Consider the following 17,638-nt stretch of genomic DNA (forward strand, 5'->3'; position numbering starts at 1 on the left):
CTCCCACATTTTTACAACGGCATTGTGTAGTGCAGCGAGTAGCTTTCTACGCCGTCGTTATGACTGGCCATACCCGCATTGGAATAGTGCGTCGCACGAATTCCGACCTCATGCCCGCCGGTAAAGCGCAGGCCGAATCCAAAACGGTCTTCGAACTGGAAAGCCTGGCCAATGTTGTTGTCTTCGACTTCAGTGTGGGAGAACACCGCCACACCAATCCCCGCCTCGAGGTAAGGTTTGATCGACTGCCCGGCAAATTCGTAAACGAACACCGGCGAGAACGACAGGCTGTTGTTGCTGGAGCTCTTGTCACCTTCCCAATAGGTATAGGCGCCACTCCAGTAACCGGTCAGGCGACCCACGTCGCTTTGCCACCAGCTCTGATCCCAGTCGAATTGCATGCCCAGTCGATAGGTCATGGTTGATTCGGTGGTCTGACCGACCCCGAACTCCACGCCTGCCGCCTGTGCGGTAAAACTTTGCCCCATCAAAGCGGCCGCAATCGCGGCCAAGCAGAATAGTCGCTTCACTAGAAACATCCTTTTCCGAACGATTTCGTATGGTTTTTTTGTTACTCAACGCTATAGAAGTCGACGCTTAATCAGAAGTTCACCCCAATTACCCGCACTGCCCCAACTTTTTAGTTAACGCTCGAAGCTTCTCACAATGCCGGCCGTATTCCACAGTATCGGCAAGATATTTCTGAAATGAACCGGATCGGCACTCGTCCAGAACTCGGCAGCACGCGCCGGCCCGTCAGCGAGCAGTTCACGCTCGGCCAACAGACGCTGAAGTTGTCGCGCAACAGCCGCCCCCGTGTCGATCAGGCTGATGTCATCGGGGATCATCTGCTTTAGCAAAGGCTTCAGGAAGGGATAATGCGTGCAGCCCAAAATCAAGGTGTCGCACCCGGCGCCGAGCAACGGCTCGACATACCTGGCCAACAACTGGCGCAATGCCTCGCTGTGCAGATCACCGTTTTCAATCAGTTCTACCAGGCCAGGACACGGTTGAGTGATAACGCGCACATCGGTGGCGAAACGGTCGAGCAACGCGGCGAATTTGGCACTCTGCAAGGTACCGGTGGTGGCGAGCACGCCAACCACGCCACTGCGGGTCGCGGCGGCGGCCGGCTTGACCGCCGGCTCCATGCCGACAATCGGCCACTGCGGATAATCGCGACGCAAGTCAGCGACGCCAGCGACGGTCGCGGTGTTGCACGCCAGCACCAGGGCTTTGGCGCCCTGCTTCTGGAAAAAATCGGCCATGACGCTGCAGCGCTGGCGGATGAATTCCGGGGTTTTCTCGCCGTAGGGAATGTTCCCGCAGTCGGCGACGTACAGCAGTGACTCGTTGGGCAGCAATCGCTGGATCTCGGCCAGCACCGAGAGCCCACCGACGCCGGAGTCGAACACGCCAATCGGCGCTTCACGCATGTGTCGAACCACAGACGCTGCAACCCGGATCACGCTTGACCCGCAACTCACGGAAGCGCGAGCCCAACGCATCGATCAGCAACAGACGCCCCACCAGCGGCTCACCGAAACCGACCAACAGTTTCAAGGCTTCCAGTGCCTGAAGGCTTCCGACCAGTCCCACCAACGGACCGACGACGCCGGCTTCACTGCACGTCAGTTCGGCTTCGCTGCCATGCCCGTATAAACAGTGGTAGCACGGACTTTCCGGACGGCGCGGGTCGAACACCGACAACTGCCCTTCGAGACGAATCGCCGCGCCGCTGACCAGCGGCTTGCCGGCAGCGACGCAGGCAGCATTGACCGCTTCGCGGGTGGAGAAATTGTCGGAGCAGTCCAGCACCAGATCCACCGCGGCAACCGCTGCCGCGAGGGAATCTTCGTCCAGCGAGGTGCGGTGGGCGATCAATTGAATCTCGGGATTGATGGCCGTCAAACGGCGAATCGCCGAATCAACCTTGCTCAGGCCGACGCTATCGGTGTCGTGAACGATCTGGCGTTGCAGGTTGGTCAGGTCGACCGTGTCGAAGTCGGCGAGGTGCAGCTCACCGACACCTGCCGCGGCCAAGTACAGCGCAACCGGCGAGCCGAGCCCGCCGAGGCCGACGATCAATACGCGGCTTTCCTTCAGTCGCAACTGGCCGTCGATGTCGACATGCTGCAACAGAATCTGCCGACTGTAACGCAACAATTCCTGATCATTCAGCACGGCAGGCGCCCCAGGCTGATACGTTCGTGCCCACCCAGATCAATTCGGCTGTGGACATTTTCAAAGCCGCGAGTCAGCAGCAAGTCGCGCACGGCACTGGCTTGATCGTAGCCGTGTTCGAGCATCAGCCAGCCACCCGCTTCCAGATAATCCGGCGCCTGGGCAACGATCAAGCGCAGATCGTCGAGCCCGTCGGCACCGGCCACCAAGGCACTGGCCGGCTCGAAGCGCACATCGCCTTCCACCAGATGCGGATCGGAAGAAGGGATGTAAGGCGGGTTGCTGATGATCAGTTGGAAACGCTGACCAGCGAGGGCGCTGAACCAATGACTGCTCAGCACCGTGGCGTTATTGAGGTGCAGGCGCTGACGGTTGCGCTCGGCCAGGGCCACGGCTTCCAGTACGCGATCTACCGCCGTGACCTTCCAGCCCGGACGTTCGCTGGCCAAGGCCAGGGCGATGGCGCCGCTGCCGGTGCCGAGGTCGAGGACCTTGGCCGGGGTCGCCGGCAACAGCTCAAGCGCGGCTTCGACCAGCAATTCCGTGTCAGGACGCGGGATCAGCGTGTGCGGCGCCACTTCCAGGTCCAGCTTCCAGAACCCTTGCTGACCCAAAATGTAAGCCACCGGCTCACCGCCACGACGACGCTGCAAGTAACTGGCAAACGTCAGCGCCGCTTCGCTGGGAACGATGCGCTCCGGCCAGGTGTGGAGAAAACTGCGCGGCTTGCCCAACGCGGCAGCCAGCAACAACTCGGCATCCAGACGCGCAGTCGGCGAGTCGGGCAAGTCGGCGGCGCGCAACAGACTGGCAATGATCGTCATTTACTCACCTATCGCTGCCAGTTGATCGGCCTGGTATTCGGCCAGCAACGGTTCGATCACTGCATCGACGCCACCGGCGAGGATTTCGTCGAGGGAATACAGCGTCAGGTTGACCCGGTGGTCGGTGACCCGGCCTTGGGCAAAGTTGTAGGTGCGAATGCGTTCGGAGCGATCACCGGAGCCCACCAGCAATTTACGCTCGCTGGCGATGGCATTGGCCGCGGCGCTGGTCTGCTGATCGTTGAGTTTGGCCGACAGCCAGGACATCGCCCGGGCGCGGTTCTTGTGCTGGGAACGTTCTTCCTGGCACTCCACGACAATGCCGGATGGCAAGTGCGTGATGCGGATCGCCGAGTCGGTCTTGTTGACGTGCTGACCACCGGCACCCGAGGAGCGATAGGTATCGACCCGCAGGTCCGCCGGGTTGATTTCGATCGCTTCCTGCTCGTCCGGCTCGGGCAACACCGCAACGGTGCAAGCCGAGGTGTGGATACGGCCCTGGGATTCGGTGGCCGGCACCCGTTGCACGCGGTGCGCGCCGGATTCGAATTTCAGTTTGCCGTAAACGTTGTCGCCTTCGACCCTGGCAATGACTTCTTTATAGCCACCGTGTTCGCCCTCGTTCTCGGAGAGGATTTCCACCCGCCAGCCGCGACGCTCGGCGTAGCGCGAATACATGCGGAACAGGTCGCCGGAGAAAATTGCCGCCTCGTCGCCGCCGGTGCCGGCACGGATTTCGAGGAACACGTTGCGCCCGTCGTTCGGGTCTTTGGGCAGCAGCATGCGTTGCAGGCTGGCTTCGAGTTCGATCAATTGCTCCTTGGCTTCGCGGACTTCTTCCACGGCCATTTCACGCATGTCCGGGTCGCTGTCCTTGAGCAGTGCCTGGGCGCCTTCGAGGTCGCCTTGCACTTTGAGCAACTGTTTATAGGTGCCGACGATGGGCTCGACCTCCGCGTATTCCTTGGAGTAGGTGCGGAATTTGTTCTGATCGGAAATGACTTCGCCATCGCCAAGCAAGGCGGTCAATTCCTCGAAACGGTCCTGGAGGATGTCCAGCTTATTGAGCAGTGACGCTTTCATTGCGGTTTTTTATCCGAAAAGCTATCCGATGAGCCCTCATTCAGGGCAAAGAGCTCTTGAGCCATGGCCAGCGCATCGAGGCGGCCTTCGGCAGAGAGCTTTTTCAATTGCACGCTGGGTGCGTGCAACAGTTTGTTGGTCAGGCCGCGCGCCAATTGCACCAGCACGTCTTCAGCACTGGTGCCGTTGGCCAGCAGACGCTGGGCCTTCTGTAATTCTTCGTCACGCAGGCGCTCGCTTTGCTGACGATAGGCCTTGAGCACATCCACCGCCGCCAGTTCGCGCAGGCGCACCATGAAATCTTCGGCGCCGACCGAGACCATCTCTTCCGCGGCCTGGGCTGCGCCCTGGCGACTCTTGAGGTTCTCTGCCACCACTTCGTGCAGATCGTCGACGCTGTACAGGTAAACGTCGTCGAGTTCGCCGACTTCTGGTTCGATATCGCGCGGGACGGCGATGTCCACCATGAAGATCGGCTTGTGCTTGCGCAGCTTCAGCGCACTTTCCACCGCGCCTTTGCCAAGGATCGGCAACTGGCTGGCAGTGGAGCTGATGACGATGTCGCTGCGCACCAGTTCGGCCGGGATGTCCGAGAGCAACACAGCGTGAGCCCCGAACTGCTCGGCCAGAATGCTCGCCCGTTCCAGGGTGCGGTTGGCGACGACGATGCGCTTCACACCCAAGTCATGCAAATGACGGGCGACCAGGGTGATGGTTTCACCGGCCCCGATCAACAAGGCCTGACTGCGTTGCAGGTCGCTGAAAATCTGTTTGGCCAGGCTGACCGCGGCAAACGCCACGGACACCGGGTTTTCGCCGATGGCAGTGTCGGTGCGCACCTGCTTGGCCGCGTTGAACGTCGCCTGAAACAAGCGCCCGAGCAATGGACCAATGGTGCCGGCCTCACGCGCCACGGCGTAAGCGGATTTCATCTGGCCGAGGATCTGCGGTTCGCCCAACACCAGCGAATCGAGCCCGGAGGCGACCCGCATCATGTGACGAACTGCCGCATCATCTTCGTGCACATAACTGCTCGCACGCAGCTCTTCGAGGCTCAAATGGTGATAATCGGCCAGCCAGCGCAACACGATGTCCGCCGAAAGGTGGTCCTGTTCTATATATAGCTCACTGCGATTGCAGGTGGAGAGGATCGCAGCTTCGCGGCTGTCGGTGAGGCGGCAGAGCTGCTGCAAGGCCTCCACCAGCTGCTCAGGGGTAAAGGCCACGCGCTCGCGGACGTCTACAGACGCAGTCTTATGGTTGATACCGAGTGCAAGGAAGGCCATTCAAGGTCGCTGATGGTGACGTGAAGCCGGCAATTGTCCTACTTCGCCACAGACAGAACAACTACCGCTGACTATTGCCCCAATGTCCTGCCTCTATAAAGGCCTCGATTGAGACTCGGTTATGTTTGGCCGAAGGCTTGTGTCATGATGATCCGACCGCAGGTTAGTCGTCCTCTTCCTATATGAATAGATCTTCCGCGTTGCTCCTCGCTTTTGTCTTCCTCAGCGGCTGCCAGGCCTTGGCACCCTCGTCGCCGGACGGTACGTCGCCGGTGGAAGACAGCACTCCGGCCCCAGAAAAGCCCAAGGTTTATAGCTCATTCAGTGAAGAAACCATCTTCAGCCTGTTGAGTGCCGAACTGGCTGGCCAACGCAATCGTTTCGACATTGCGCTGGACAACTACGTGACCCAGGCCATCAACACCCAGGATCCGGGCATCTCCGAGCGGGCGTTTCGCATTGCCGAGTACCTGGGCGCCGATCAGGCCGCCCTGGACACCGCGCTGATCTGGGCAAAAAACGCCCCCAACGACCTCGAAGCACAACGCGCAGCGGCCGTGCAACTGGCTCGTGCCGGTCGTTATGACGACTCCATGGTCTACATGGAGAAAGTCCTGCAAGGCAAAGGCGACACGCATTTCGACTTCCTTGCCCTGTCCGCCGCCGATACCGACCAGGACACGCGCAACGGCTTGATGAAAAGTTTCGACCGTTTGTTGCAGCGCCATCCGAAAAACAGCCAGCTTATTTTTGGCAAGGCCCTGTTGATGCAACAGGACGGCGACGCCAAAGGTGCGCTGACCCTGCTGGAAGACAATCCGCCAGACGAAGGCGAAATCGCCCCGATCCTGTTGCGCGCGCGCCTGCTGCAAGTGCTCAACCGTGGCGACGAAGCCTTGCCGCTGCTGCAAAAAAGCATCAAGAAATACCCGGACGACAAGCGTCTGCGCCTGACTTACGCGCGAATGCTGGTTGAGCAGGACCGCATAACAGACGCCAAAGCCGAGTTTTCCAGCCTGGTTCAGCAATACCCGGAAGACGACGAGCTGCGTTACTCGCTGGCACTGGTCTGCCTGGAGGCCAAGGACTGGGACGAGGCCAAGAGCCTGCTTGAAGACCTGATCGCCCGCGAAAGCCACGTCGACTCCGCTCACCTGAACCTTGGCCGTATCGCCGAAGAACGCAACGACCCTCAAGGTGCGCTGATCGAGTACGCCAAAGTCGGGCCGGGTAACGACTACCTGCCGGCCCAATTGCGTCAGACCGACATTCTGATCAACAACGGCAAGACCGCCGAAGCTCAACGCCGCCTGGCCGCAGAGCGCGACGAGCAGCCGGATTACGCGATTCAGTTGTACCTGATCGAAGCCGAAACCCTGTCCGCCAATAATCAGGGCGACAAGGCCTGGGCTGTCCTGGACAAAGCCTTGCAGCAGTACCCGGACGATCTGAACCTGCTGTACACCCGCGCCATGCAGGCGGAAAAACGCAATGACCTGGCGCAGATGGAAAAAGACCTGCGCCTGATCATCAAGCGCGACCCGGACAACGCCATGGCACTCAATGCCCTTGGCTACACGCTGTCCGACCGCACCACGCGCTATGTCGAAGCCAAGGCCTTGATCGAACAGGCTCACCAGATCAATCCGGAAGACCCGGCGGTGCTCGACAGCCTCGGCTGGGTGAACTTCCGCCTGGGTAACCTCGATGAAGCCGAGCGCTATCTGCGCCAGGCACTGGAGCGCTTCCCCGATCAGGAAGTGGCCGCCCACTTGGGTGAAGTGCTGTGGGTCAATGGCAAACAGCGCGAAGCCAAACAAGTCTGGGGCAAATTCCTCAAGGAACAACCTGACAGCCCTACCCTGCGCGGCACCATCAAGCGCCTGACCGGATCAGAGACTCTTTAAGATTATGTTTTTGCGCCACTTCATTGTTTTCAGTTTTATCGCCCTGCTCGCCGGTTGCGCGGGCTTCGGCGCTCGCGAATCCGTCGAAGGGCACGGCAATCCGGCCCAATGGCGTGAACACAAACAGCAATTGACCACCCTCGACGGCTGGCAGATCAACGGCAAGATCGGCATCCGCGCCCCCAAGGATTCGGGCAGCGGCACGTTGTTCTGGCTGCAACGTCAGGATTACTACGATATCCGCCTGTCCGGCCCGCTGGGTCGCGGCGCCGCACGCCTGACCGGCCGACCTGGCAAGGTTTCGCTGGAAGTGGCCAATCAGGGACGCTTTGACGCACCGAACCCGGAAATCCTGCTGGAAGAGCAACTGGGCTGGAAATTGCCAGTATCGAATCTGGCCTGGTGGGTCCGCGGGCTCCCGGCACCCGACAGCAAAAGCAAGCTGAACCTGGATGGCGACAGCCGCCTGGCCAGCCTGGAACAGGATGGCTGGCAGGTCGAATACACCAGTTACACGCAACAAAACGGTTTCTGGCTGCCTGAAAAGATCAAGCTGCACGGCACCGACCTTGATGTCACGCTGGTGATCAAGGAATGGCAACCACGCAAGCTGGGGCAGTGAACATGACCGCGCCCCGCTTGACGCTGCCCTCCCCGGCCAAACTCAATCTGATGCTGCACATCCTCGGTCGCCGTGAAGACGGCTACCACGAGTTGCAGACGATTTTTCAGTTCCTCGATTACGGCGATGAAATCACCTTCGCCGTACGCGACGACGGCGTGATCCGGTTGCACACCGAATTCGACGGCGTTCCCCACGACAGCAATCTGATCGTCAAGGCTGCGAAGCAACTGCAGGCACAATCCGGTTGCGCACTCGGCATTGATATCTGGATCGAAAAAATCCTGCCCATGGGCGGCGGCATCGGCGGCGGCAGCTCCAATGCCGCGACCACATTGCTGGGTCTGAATCACCTCTGGCAATTGGGCTGGGACGTGGATCGACTGGCCGCGCTGGGCCTGAAGCTGGGCGCTGACGTTCCGGTTTTCGTGCGTGGTCACGCCGCTTTTGCCGAAGGCGTAGGGGAGAAACTGACCCCTGTAACCCCCGAAGAACCGTGGTATGTCGTGCTGGTACCGCAAGTATCTGTAAGTACAGCAGAAATTTTTTCCGATCCGCTGTTGACACGTAACTCTCCTCCCATTAAAGTGCGCCCCGTTCCCAAGGGAAACAGTCGTAATGACTGCTTGCCAGTAGTAGCAAGGCGTTATCCAGAGGTACGTAACGCTTTGAATTTGTTAGGTAAATTTACCGAAGCAAAACTCACTGGCACTGGAAGTTGTGTGTTTGGGGGCTTCCCAAGCAAAGCTGAAGCTGATAAAGTCTCGGCCCTTCTTACAGAGACCCTTACAGGGTTTGTAGCAAAAGGAAGCAACGTTTCGATGTTGCATCGCAAGCTGCAAAGTCTGCTCTAAAGGAACCGATTACTGGGTAATCGTTGCAACAGATACAGGGGCGTCGCCAAGCGGTAAGGCAGCAGGTTTTGATCCTGCCATGCGTTGGTTCGAATCCAGCCGCCCCTGCCATTTTCCTATACTCATCCAGGTTACCCTCAGCCTTCAGGTACTGCGCGTGTCCAAGATGATGGTCTTTACGGGGAACGCCAACCCCGATCTGGCTCGACGTGTCGTACGTCAGCTGCATATCCCTCTCGGTGACATCTCTGTCGGTAAATTTTCCGACGGCGAAATTACAGCCGAGATCAATGAAAACGTCCGCGGTAAAGATGTCTTCATTATTCAGCCGACTTGCGCTCCGACCAACGATAACCTGATGGAACTGGTAGTGATGGCTGATGCCTTCCGCCGCTCCTCGGCTACTCGTATTACTGCTGTTATTCCTTACTTTGGTTATGCCCGTCAGGATCGCCGTCCGCGTTCCGCACGTGTGGCTATCAGCGCGAAAGTCGTTGCTGACATGCTTACCGTAGTCGGCATCGACCGTGTTCTCACGGTTGATCTGCATGCTGACCAAATCCAGGGTTTCTTCGATATTCCGGTAGATAACATCTACGGCTCCCCTGTATTGGTGGATGACATTGAAGATCAGCGCTTCGAAAACCTGATGATCGTGTCCCCGGACATTGGTGGCGTCGTGCGTGCACGTGCTGTTGCCAAGTCGCTGGGCGTGGATCTCGGGATCATCGACAAACGCCGTGAGAAAGCCAATCACTCTGAAGTGATGCATATCATCGGTGATGTCGAAGGGCGTACCTGTATTCTGGTCGATGACATGGTCGATACCGCCGGCACTCTGTGCCACGCGGCAAAGGCTTTGAAAGAGCATGGCGCTGCCAAGGTTTTCGCCTACTGCACACACCCTGTGCTGTCCGGTCGGGCGATCGAAAACATCGAAAATTCCATGCTGGATGAACTGGTGGTGACTAACACCATCCCGTTGTCCGCAGCTGCACAAGCCTGCTCGCGTATCCGTCAACTGGATATCGCGCCGGTAGTTGCCGAGGCGGTCCGCCGCATCAGCAATGAAGAATCGATCAGCGCGATGTTCCGCTAAGGGCCCTGCCCTTCTCGAATGTCTCGTTGACGAAAAGCGCCCCGCCCCGGCATTCCTGTCGGGGCGGGGCTTTTTTGCCCATATCGCCTTTAGCGCTGGTCGCAAACGCTGGGGCGAATGTGGTTATTTTGGAGATACAACATGAACGATTTTACTCTGAATGCTGAAGTGCGTTCCGACCTGGGGAAAGGTGCGAGCCGCCGCCTGCGTCGTCTCGCAAGCCTGGTACCAGCTGTAGTTTACGGTGGCGAAAAAGCCCCTGAATCCATCAGCATGCTGGCTAAAGAAGTTGCCAAACTGCTCGAAAACGAAGCGGCTTACAGCCACATCATCGAGCTGAACGTTGGCGGCACCAAGCAAAACGTAATCATCAAGGCTCTGCAGCGCCACCCGGCCAAAGGCCACGTGCTGCACGCTGACTTCGTGCGCGTAGTTGCCGGCCAAAAGCTGACCGCTATCGTTCCTGTGCACTTCGTCAACGAAGCTGCTCCAGTGAAGAAAGGCGGCGAGATTTCGCACGTTGTTGCTGAAATCGAAGTGTCCTGCCTGCCAAAAGACCTGCCTGAATTCATCGAAGTTGACCTGGCTAACGCCGAAGTCGGCTCGATCATTCACCTGTCCGACATCACCGCCCCTAAAGGCGTTGAATTTGTTGCTCTGGCTCACGGTAACGACCTGGCTGTTGCCAACGTTCACGCTCCACGTGTTGCTCCAGAAGCTACTGAAGAAGGCGCTGCAGAGTAATTCACTCTGTGAAGCCGGAGTGATCTAGTAACATCGCGGACTGGAACGTAGCGAGAGAGCGGGCGAGAACGCGAAGTTTACTGAATGGTAAATGAGCAATTTTCGTCCACTTTCGCCACACACACTGATTGCGGCGATGTTATCCACCACTCCAAGGAAGGGCCCCTATCGTGACTGCCATTAAACTGATCGTTGGCCTGGGAAATCCAGGCGCTGAATACGAACAGACCCGGCATAACGCAGGGGCCCTTTTTGTTGAGCGCATCGCGAATGCACAAGGGGTCAACCTTGTCGCCGATCGCAAATATTTTGGCCTGACCGGGCGCTTTTCGCATCAGGGTCAGGATGTTCGTCTGCTGATTCCCACCACGTACATGAACCGTAGCGGCCAGGCCGTAGCAGCTCTGGCGGGCTTCTTCCGCATCAAGCCTGAAGAAATCCTCGTGGCGCACGACGAACTCGATCTGCCTCCGGGCGTTGCCAAGCTCAAGCAGGGCGGCGGCCATGGCGGTCACAACGGGTTGCGCGACATCATTGCGCAACTGGGCAACCAGAATACCTTTCACCGCTTGCGGCTTGGCATTGGCCACCCGGGCGTTGCCAGTATGGTTTCAAATTTCGTCCTGGGTCGTGCGCCACGCGCCGAACAGGAAAAACTCGATGCCAGCATCGACTTTGCCCTCGGCGTGCTGCCGGATATCCTCGCCGGTGAATGGAACCGCGCGATGAAAAACCTGCACAGCCAGAAGGCCTGACTCACTCCTCGGGGAAAACACCATGGGATTCAATTGCGGCATCGTCGGCCTGCCTAACGTCGGTAAGTCCACCCTATTCAACGCCCTGACCAAATCCGGGATCGCGGCCGAGAACTTCCCCTTCTGCACCATCGAGCCGAACACCGGTATCGTGCCGATGCCGGATCCACGTCTGGAAGCCCTGGCGGCCATCGTCAATCCAAAGCGCATCCTGCCGACCACCATGGAATTCGTCGACATCGCAGGCCTCGTTGCCGGCGCGTCGAAAGGTGAAGGCCTGGGCAACAAGTTCCTCGCCAACATCCGTGAAACCGATGCCATCGCCCACGTGGTCCGCTGCTTCGAAGACGAGAACGTGATTCACGTCTCCAACAGCGTCGACCCGAAACGCGACATCGAGATCATCGACCTGGAACTGATTTTTGCCGACCTCGACAGCTGCGAAAAGCAACTGCAGAAAGTTGCCCGTAACGCCAAGGGTGGCGACAAGGACGCCGTGGTCCAGAAAGGCCTGCTGGAGCAACTGATCGCTCACTTCACCCTCGGCAAGCCTGCGCGCACGCTGATGAAGAACATGGGCGCCGATGACAAGGCAGTGATTCGTGGCTTCCACCTGCTGACCACCAAGCCGGTCATGTACATCGCCAACGTCGCTGAAGACGGTTTCGAGAACAACCCGCTGCTGGACATCGTCAAGGCCATCGCCGACGAAGAAGGCGCCATGGTGGTTCCGGTCTGCAACAAGATCGAAGCCGAAATCGCCGAGCTGGAAGACGGCGAAGAGAAAGACATGTTCCTCGAAGCCCTGGGCCTCGAAGAGCCGGGCCTGAACCGCGTGATCCGCGCAGGCTACGAGATGCTGCACCTGCAGACCTACTTCACCGCCGGTGTCGAAGAAGTCCGCGCCTGGACCGTCCGCGTCGGTGCCACCGCACCACAAGCCGCTGGCGTGATCCACACCGACTTCGAAAAAGGCTTCATCCGTGCCGAAGTGATCGCGTACGACGACTTCATCCAGTACAAGGGCGAAGCCGGCACCAAAGAAGCCGGCAAATGGCGTCTGGAGGGCAAGGATTACATCGTTAAAGACGGCGACGTAATGCACTTCCGCTTCAACGTCTAAGTTATTTGACGAGACACCGCCCAAGAAAAAGCCGCGTTTGATACGCGGCTTTTTTGTACCTGAAATAAATCCCTCGCCACACCAACAATCCAGTGCAGGAGTGTGTGGGATCAGGCCTTTTTGGTTCTTGGCAGGAAGATCGCCAACACACCCAACAACGGCAGGAACGAGCACAGGAAGTACACGTATTCAATGCCGTGCACATCCGCCAGATGCCCCAGCAACGCCGCACCAATCCCGCCGAAACCAAACATCAAGCCGAAGAACACCCCGGCAATCATTCCGACATTGCCCGGCACTAATTCCTGCGCGTACACCACAATCGCGGAAAACGCCGAAGCCAGGATGAAGCCGATAATCACGCTCAGGACGCTGGTCCAGAACAGGTCAACATGAGGCAGCAGCAACGTGAACGGAGCCACGCCGAGAATCGAGAACCAGATCACCGCCTTACGCCCGATCTTGTCGCCGATCGGCCCACCGAAAAACGTCCCCGCCGCGACAGCCCCCAGAAACAGGAACAGGTGCAGCTGCGAACTGGCCACCGACAGGTCGAACTTCTCGATCAGGTAGAACGTGAAATAACTGGTGAGGCTGGACATGTAGAAGTACTTGGAGAACACCAGCATCCCGAGCACCACCAGCGCACTGATCACCCTGCCCTTCGACAAACCGTGAGTCGCCGCCTGGCCTTGCTTGAGCTTGAACAGGTTCAAGTGATTGGCGTACCAGCGGCTGATCCGGTAGAGCACGAACAGCGCGAACACAGCGAAGAGCCCGAACCAGGCCACATTGCCCTGACCGTACGGGATGATGATTGCCGCCGCGAGCAGCGGACCGAACGCCGAACCGGCATTGCCGCCGACCTGAAAGGTCGATTGCGCCAGTCCAAATCGCCCGCCCGAGGCCAGTCGCGCCACACGAGAGGCCTCCGGGTGAAAGGTCGACGAACCGATGCCGATCAGCCCCGCCGCCAACAGAATCAACGCAAAGGTGCCAACCATCGACATCATCACAATGCCGATCAGCGTGCACACTGTCCCGGCGGGAAGCAGCCAGGGTTTTGGGTGTCTGTCAGTGTAGTAACCGACCCACGGCTGCAACAGCGAAGCGGTCAGTTGAAAGGTCAGCGTGATTAGGCCGACCTGGGTAAAGCTCAGGCCATAGTTGGCCTTGAGCATCGGATAAATCGACGGCAGCACCGATTGGATCAGGTCGTTGATCAGGTGCGCCAGCGCCACCGCGCCGATGATGCGCATGACCAACGGACTGCTTTGTGAAGTCGCGGGTGCCGACGTCGCGCCGGTCTGAGCGTTGCTGATAGCCATGAGAATTTCCGTACAGCGGATGGGTGCACGCAGGCAGGTGCATCAATGTGCCATTTTTCGGTGCAAGAGCGCCATCCCCTTAGCCAGCTAACGAACTAATTTTTCATCGCCCGAGAGGTGATAGCGCAACGCCATGGTCTGAATCTTGCCTTGTTTAACACCTTCAACGCGGGCCTCTTACAAAGGGGACCGAGAATGGGAAGTTTCGCTACAGAGTCGGCCTACAGAGCTGGCGAGGGTGAACTTTCGAGGCCTTTTAAAAGGGCACGAGTCGCGGTCGCAATGGCCTCGACGCACGCCGATGGTGCGTGGTGTCCAGGGGAGTCATGGGGCATGTCGTTTTTATCACCGGGGATCGGCTTGCTGGGGCGTTTTGGCTTCGCACGCAAATTTCAGCTGTTGTTCCTGCTGTTTATCCTGCCGCTGGCCGGCAGCCTGTTGATGATCGGTCAGGATTATCGGGCCAAACTCAGCCTCATCTCCGGCGAACGTGCCGGGGTCAGGCAACTGCTTGCTCTGGATGCTCTGGATAATCTGCTCGCCGCCCAGCGTGATCGCGCGGCTCGCTGGCGCGCCACGGAAACCAATCGCCAACCCACGCCAGCCACCCTCGCCGCCATGGGAGCGTTTGATGCGGTGCAGCCTGCCGTCGCTCAAGCCACCTCAGACCTCGGCAACGCGCTGAAAGTCGAAGGCGCAGAGGGCGAAACGCTGACCCGCTTTCAAGCCCTGCAAACAGCCCTCAACGGCCTCGATTCAAAAAGCCTGAGCGGCGTCGGCTGGTGGCCGGACGGTTACGATCGCTTCACCAATGCCTTGAGCGCCCTGCAAGCCCTGCGCGAACAGATCGCCATGGACAATCGTCTGACGCTCGCACCGTGGCTGGAAACTTATTTGCTGACGCAGATTTCCACCCAGCACGCGCCCGACCTGATTGAACGGGTCGGTCGGCTCGCCGCTGTCGGCCAAGCGTCTGTGGTGTCGGGCCAGTTCACCCTGCAAAGCCGCCTGCAATTGCGTGACTTGCGCAGCCGTATCGGCGATGCCCGGGAGCAACTGGTAAAAACCGCCACGCTCCTGGAAGCGCGCCTGCCCAGTGCGTTGCAGAGTTGGGCCGGGCAATACCATGACAACCTGAAACACCTCGACGCGAGTCTGAAGGTGCTGGATGACGGCGTGTTCGGCGGCAGCATCAGCCTCAAGCCGGAAGAATTCGAACGCAACCTCGACGCCCTGCTCACCGACCTTGCCGCCCTGCGCCAGCAATCGTTGATGTCGCTGGATCAGCGCCTGAATTACTACCACGACTCGGCGATTCGCCAGTTCATTTTGGTAGCGACAATCTTTGGCTGCCTGTTGCTGGCCGCGCTGTACCTGTTCATCTGTCTGCAAGCCTCGATCCGGCGCAGCGCCAGCGGCATCACCCTGCTGGCCGAAGCGTTGCGTGACGGCAATCTGAGCTTGCAAGCCCCGGTGCAGGGCCGCGACGAACTGGCGGCTATCAGCACCGCCCTGAATGTCGCCGTGGTGCAATTGCGCAACAGCTTGCAGGGCGTCGATCACGAAACCTTGCAAGTGAGCAACGCGGTGCGCACGCTCAACCATCACTCCAGCGGCGCCCTCGGCGAAGTCGAAGCGCAACAATTGCAAATCAGCCAGATCGCCGCGGCGGCCACGCAACTGGCGGCGACCTCTCAAGGGGTCGCCCAGAGTTGCGAACAGGCCTCAGGCAGCGCTCAGCACACCCAGCGCATTGCCGCCGACAGCAGCCGAGACAGTCAGCGCACCACAGCGAGCATTCAGCAGCTCAATCAGCGCTTGAACGACACTGCCGCGGCGCTGGGTCGGGTCAGTGAGCAAGGGCAACAGATTCAGCTGGTGGTCGACACTATTCGCGGGGTCGCTGAGCAAACCAACCTGTTGGCGCTCAACGCGGCTATCGAAGCGGCTCGAGCGGGTGAACAAGGTCGCGGTTTTGCCGTGGTGGCCGATGAAGTCCGCAGCCTGTCGCAACGCACCCAGTCCTCCACCGCGCAAATTGCCGGCACGGTCGACAGCCTGCGCAACACCGTGAACGAAGCGGTCAGCCTGATGGAAGCGGCCTGTAGCCAGGCGCAAAGTGACGCGCAATCGGTCACCGGCCTGGGCGAACGCCTGGGGGAAATTGCCCTCGCGGTGCAAGGCGTGACCGACACCCTGGCGCATATCGCGACCGCCGTGGAAGAACAGGCCAGCACCGCCGATGAAGTCAGCGGCAACATTCAGCAAGTCGATCAGGCGGCGGTCAGGTTGCTGGAAGGCGCACGGGCGGTGAACCTGGCGGCCGACACCTTGAGCCAGGGCAGCAAGGCCCTGAGCGCGAATACCGGGAGATTTCAGCTCAGTTGACGCCCTCCTCCGGCCCGATTTTTCGGGTCAGGAGGATAAGCAGTTGAAAGCGTAGAGAAATATTTTAGATTTACGCTTGACACATCATCGTTCCAAGCCAATAATGCGCGCCACTTGGCTACATAGCTCAGTTGGTTAGAGCATAGCATTCATAATGCTGGGGTCCGGGGTTCAAGTCCCTGTGTAGCCACCAAGTACTAAAAACGGCTTACCGAAAGGTAGGCCGTTTTTTTATGCCTCGAGAAAAGTACCCTGAACCCCATGGGTCCAGGGTGATCCGCGTCAGGTACGAATCGTCGGCAATGCCGACAGCGCCCGCTCCCAAATCTGCCACGTCCTCAACCACACCATCGCCTGCCAGTCGCTGTCGGCCGGATAGAATTGCTCCAGCAGATTGAGCTTGATCCCGCGCGCCAGCACCCCCGTCGGATCGCCATGCAGATGCAGCCAGTGGTCATCGCGCAAATGACGATGCACGTCCGCCCCCGGATACGTCCCGCACTCAATCACAAACGGCATCAACCGAACCTGCGGCAATGCGTCGATCAACGCCTGCGAGGTGTAGCCAGTCGCCGTTGCCGCCACACCGGTTTCACTCAAGGTGTCGGCCCCGGTCAGCAGCGTGTACAGCCATGGCCCGTAAATGGCCTGCGCATCGGGCAGGGCCGGATACGCCGCTTCGGTGATGGTCAAAAGCATCGGATGACCGTACTCGCCGGCCCCTGTGTGCAAGTCGAAACACATGGCCACGTCGGCATGGGCAATATGATTTTGCAGGATGGCGTGCAGTGTGCGGTTCGACCAACTTGGCGCCAGCCCACCGAAAAACAGACCGTCGGGATGACTGTGCTGGCCGCCCTCGACAATCGACATCACCGCCGGCCAGCCATGTTGGCGGATTTGCGCGTCGAGCAAGGCATCGGCGCGCTCACGCCCAGGACCTTGCAGCTCGGTGCACGCGTAGATGTCATGCAGCGTCGCGTAAGCCTGATTGTCCGGCAATGGCCGTTCGAAATTCAGGTGATTGCGGTTCAGGTCGATGTTGTCTTCGTTAACCCGCCGCAGCCAGGCGGTGCCCCAGGGATTGATCAGGTGAATGAACACCACGGCCACATCCGTCGGCAGTGAGCGCTTGCCCAAGTCCTGCATCCATTTGATCTGGCAACTCGACCCGTAGAAGCCTTCGACGCCATGGGTGCCGCTCAGCGCAATCAGCAATCGCTTGGCGCCGGGATCGCCCAGCACCGCCACGTCGGTACTCAAGGGCTCGCCGAAAGGCCCTTTGAGCGGATGCGGGTATTCGGTCAATGTCGCACCGGCCTCGGTGGCTGCCGCGAGGAACAGCTCTCGCTGATTGCGGTAACTTGGCTGGGTGGGAAACTCGATCTGCATGTCTGCCTCTTGTTGATCTTCTGGCCCGTCTATTGCTCTCGACCCTACA

General features: G+C 59.2%; 16 protein-coding genes and 2 tRNA genes. 10 read left to right on the forward strand and 8 right to left on the reverse strand.

Annotation, left to right across the window (positions count from 1 at the left end):
• Positions 1 to 11 precede the first annotated feature (11 nt).
• From J2X66_RS16555 to hemA, 6 genes are all read right to left on the reverse strand, one after another.
• A complete protein-coding gene (locus J2X66_RS16555) occupies positions 12 to 530 on the reverse strand; it encodes an acyloxyacyl hydrolase (protein WP_310266124.1) in 519 nt (172 codons plus the stop codon).
• 114 nt (positions 531 to 644) lie between these two features.
• Entirely contained in the window at positions 645 to 1,436 is a 792-nt protein-coding gene (gene murI, locus J2X66_RS16560) for a glutamate racemase (RefSeq protein WP_310266125.1), read from the reverse strand.
• Positions 1,429 to 2,184 (reverse strand): molybdopterin-synthase adenylyltransferase MoeB, encoded by a 756-nt coding sequence (locus J2X66_RS16565; RefSeq protein ID WP_310266126.1) that lies wholly within the window; start codon positions 2,182 to 2,184, stop codon positions 1,429 to 1,431. The genes murI and J2X66_RS16565 overlap by 8 nt, the downstream gene beginning before the upstream one ends.
• Positions 2,178 to 3,008: a peptide chain release factor N(5)-glutamine methyltransferase gene (gene prmC, locus J2X66_RS16570; RefSeq protein WP_310266127.1), complete on the reverse strand. Its 831-nt coding sequence runs from the start codon at positions 3,006 to 3,008 to the stop codon at positions 2,178 to 2,180. The genes J2X66_RS16565 and prmC overlap by 7 nt, the downstream gene beginning before the upstream one ends.
• Positions 3,009 to 4,091, reverse strand: a complete 1,083-nt coding sequence (gene prfA, locus J2X66_RS16575) for a peptide chain release factor 1 (protein ID WP_027925953.1) — start codon at positions 4,089 to 4,091, stop codon at positions 3,009 to 3,011. It lies immediately after the preceding gene.
• A complete protein-coding gene (hemA, locus tag J2X66_RS16580; RefSeq protein ID WP_310266129.1) occupies positions 4,088 to 5,377 on the reverse strand; it encodes a glutamyl-tRNA reductase in 1,290 nt (429 codons plus the stop codon). Before hemA ends, prfA begins: the two co-directional genes overlap by 4 nt.
• Before the next feature lie 182 nt (positions 5,378 to 5,559).
• Here hemA and J2X66_RS16585 point away from each other — a divergent pair, with 182 nt between their 5' ends.
• From J2X66_RS16585 to ychF, 8 genes are all read left to right on the forward strand, one after another.
• Entirely contained in the window at positions 5,560 to 7,284 is a 1,725-nt protein-coding gene (locus tag J2X66_RS16585) for a tetratricopeptide repeat protein (RefSeq protein ID WP_310266131.1), read from the forward strand.
• A 4-nt stretch (positions 7,285 to 7,288) separates the two neighbouring features.
• Positions 7,289 to 7,906 carry a lipoprotein insertase outer membrane protein LolB gene (gene lolB / locus J2X66_RS16590; protein WP_310266134.1) on the forward strand — a complete coding sequence of 206 codons (618 nt, stop codon included), beginning with the start codon at positions 7,289 to 7,291 and terminating at the stop codon, positions 7,904 to 7,906.
• Positions 7,907 to 7,908: 2 nt separating this feature from the next.
• Positions 7,909 to 8,760 carry a 4-(cytidine 5'-diphospho)-2-C-methyl-D-erythritol kinase gene (gene ispE, locus J2X66_RS16595; protein ID WP_310266235.1) on the forward strand — a complete coding sequence of 284 codons (852 nt, stop codon included), beginning with the start codon at positions 7,909 to 7,911 and terminating at the stop codon, positions 8,758 to 8,760.
• Positions 8,761 to 8,796: 36 nt separating this feature from the next.
• Positions 8,797 to 8,871: transfer RNA gene (locus tag J2X66_RS16600), tRNA-Gln, on the forward strand.
• A gap of 46 nt (positions 8,872 to 8,917) precedes the next feature.
• Positions 8,918 to 9,859, forward strand: a complete 942-nt coding sequence (locus J2X66_RS16605) for a ribose-phosphate pyrophosphokinase (protein WP_003208392.1) — start codon at positions 8,918 to 8,920, stop codon at positions 9,857 to 9,859.
• 141 nt (positions 9,860 to 10,000) lie between these two features.
• Positions 10,001 to 10,603, forward strand: coding sequence for a 50S ribosomal protein L25/general stress protein Ctc (locus J2X66_RS16610; RefSeq protein ID WP_310266136.1), 603 nt, complete (start codon positions 10,001 to 10,003; stop codon positions 10,601 to 10,603).
• A gap of 170 nt (positions 10,604 to 10,773) precedes the next feature.
• Positions 10,774 to 11,358 (forward strand): aminoacyl-tRNA hydrolase, encoded by a 585-nt coding sequence (pth, locus tag J2X66_RS16615; RefSeq protein WP_056853278.1) that lies wholly within the window; start codon positions 10,774 to 10,776, stop codon positions 11,356 to 11,358.
• Between the two features lie 22 nt (positions 11,359 to 11,380).
• Positions 11,381 to 12,481: a redox-regulated ATPase YchF gene (ychF, locus tag J2X66_RS16620; RefSeq protein ID WP_027925946.1), complete on the forward strand. Its 1,101-nt coding sequence runs from the start codon at positions 11,381 to 11,383 to the stop codon at positions 12,479 to 12,481.
• A 110-nt stretch (positions 12,482 to 12,591) separates the two neighbouring features.
• Here ychF and J2X66_RS16625 read toward each other — a convergent pair whose 3' ends face one another.
• On the reverse strand, positions 12,592 to 13,809 hold the full coding sequence (locus J2X66_RS16625; protein WP_310266141.1) for an MFS transporter: 1,218 nt from the start codon (positions 13,807 to 13,809) through the stop codon (positions 12,592 to 12,594).
• A 333-nt stretch (positions 13,810 to 14,142) separates the two neighbouring features.
• On the opposite strand from J2X66_RS16625, the gene J2X66_RS16630 reads away from it, so the two are divergent.
• On the forward strand, positions 14,143 to 16,197 hold the full coding sequence (locus tag J2X66_RS16630) for a methyl-accepting chemotaxis protein (RefSeq protein WP_310266144.1): 2,055 nt from the start codon (positions 14,143 to 14,145) through the stop codon (positions 16,195 to 16,197).
• A 116-nt stretch (positions 16,198 to 16,313) separates the two neighbouring features.
• Positions 16,314 to 16,390, forward strand: a tRNA-Met gene (locus J2X66_RS16635).
• Between the two features lie 89 nt (positions 16,391 to 16,479).
• Here the strand turns inward: J2X66_RS16635 and J2X66_RS16640 are convergent.
• Positions 16,480 to 17,589, reverse strand: a complete 1,110-nt coding sequence (locus J2X66_RS16640) for a DUF2817 domain-containing protein (protein WP_310266146.1) — start codon at positions 17,587 to 17,589, stop codon at positions 16,480 to 16,482.
• Between the last annotated feature and the right edge of the window lie 49 nt (positions 17,590 to 17,638).

Origin of the sequence: Pseudomonas sp. 3296 (assembly GCF_031456615.1) — a bacterium.
Classification (GTDB): Bacteria; Pseudomonadota; Gammaproteobacteria; order Pseudomonadales; family Pseudomonadaceae; genus Aquipseudomonas; species Aquipseudomonas mucoides.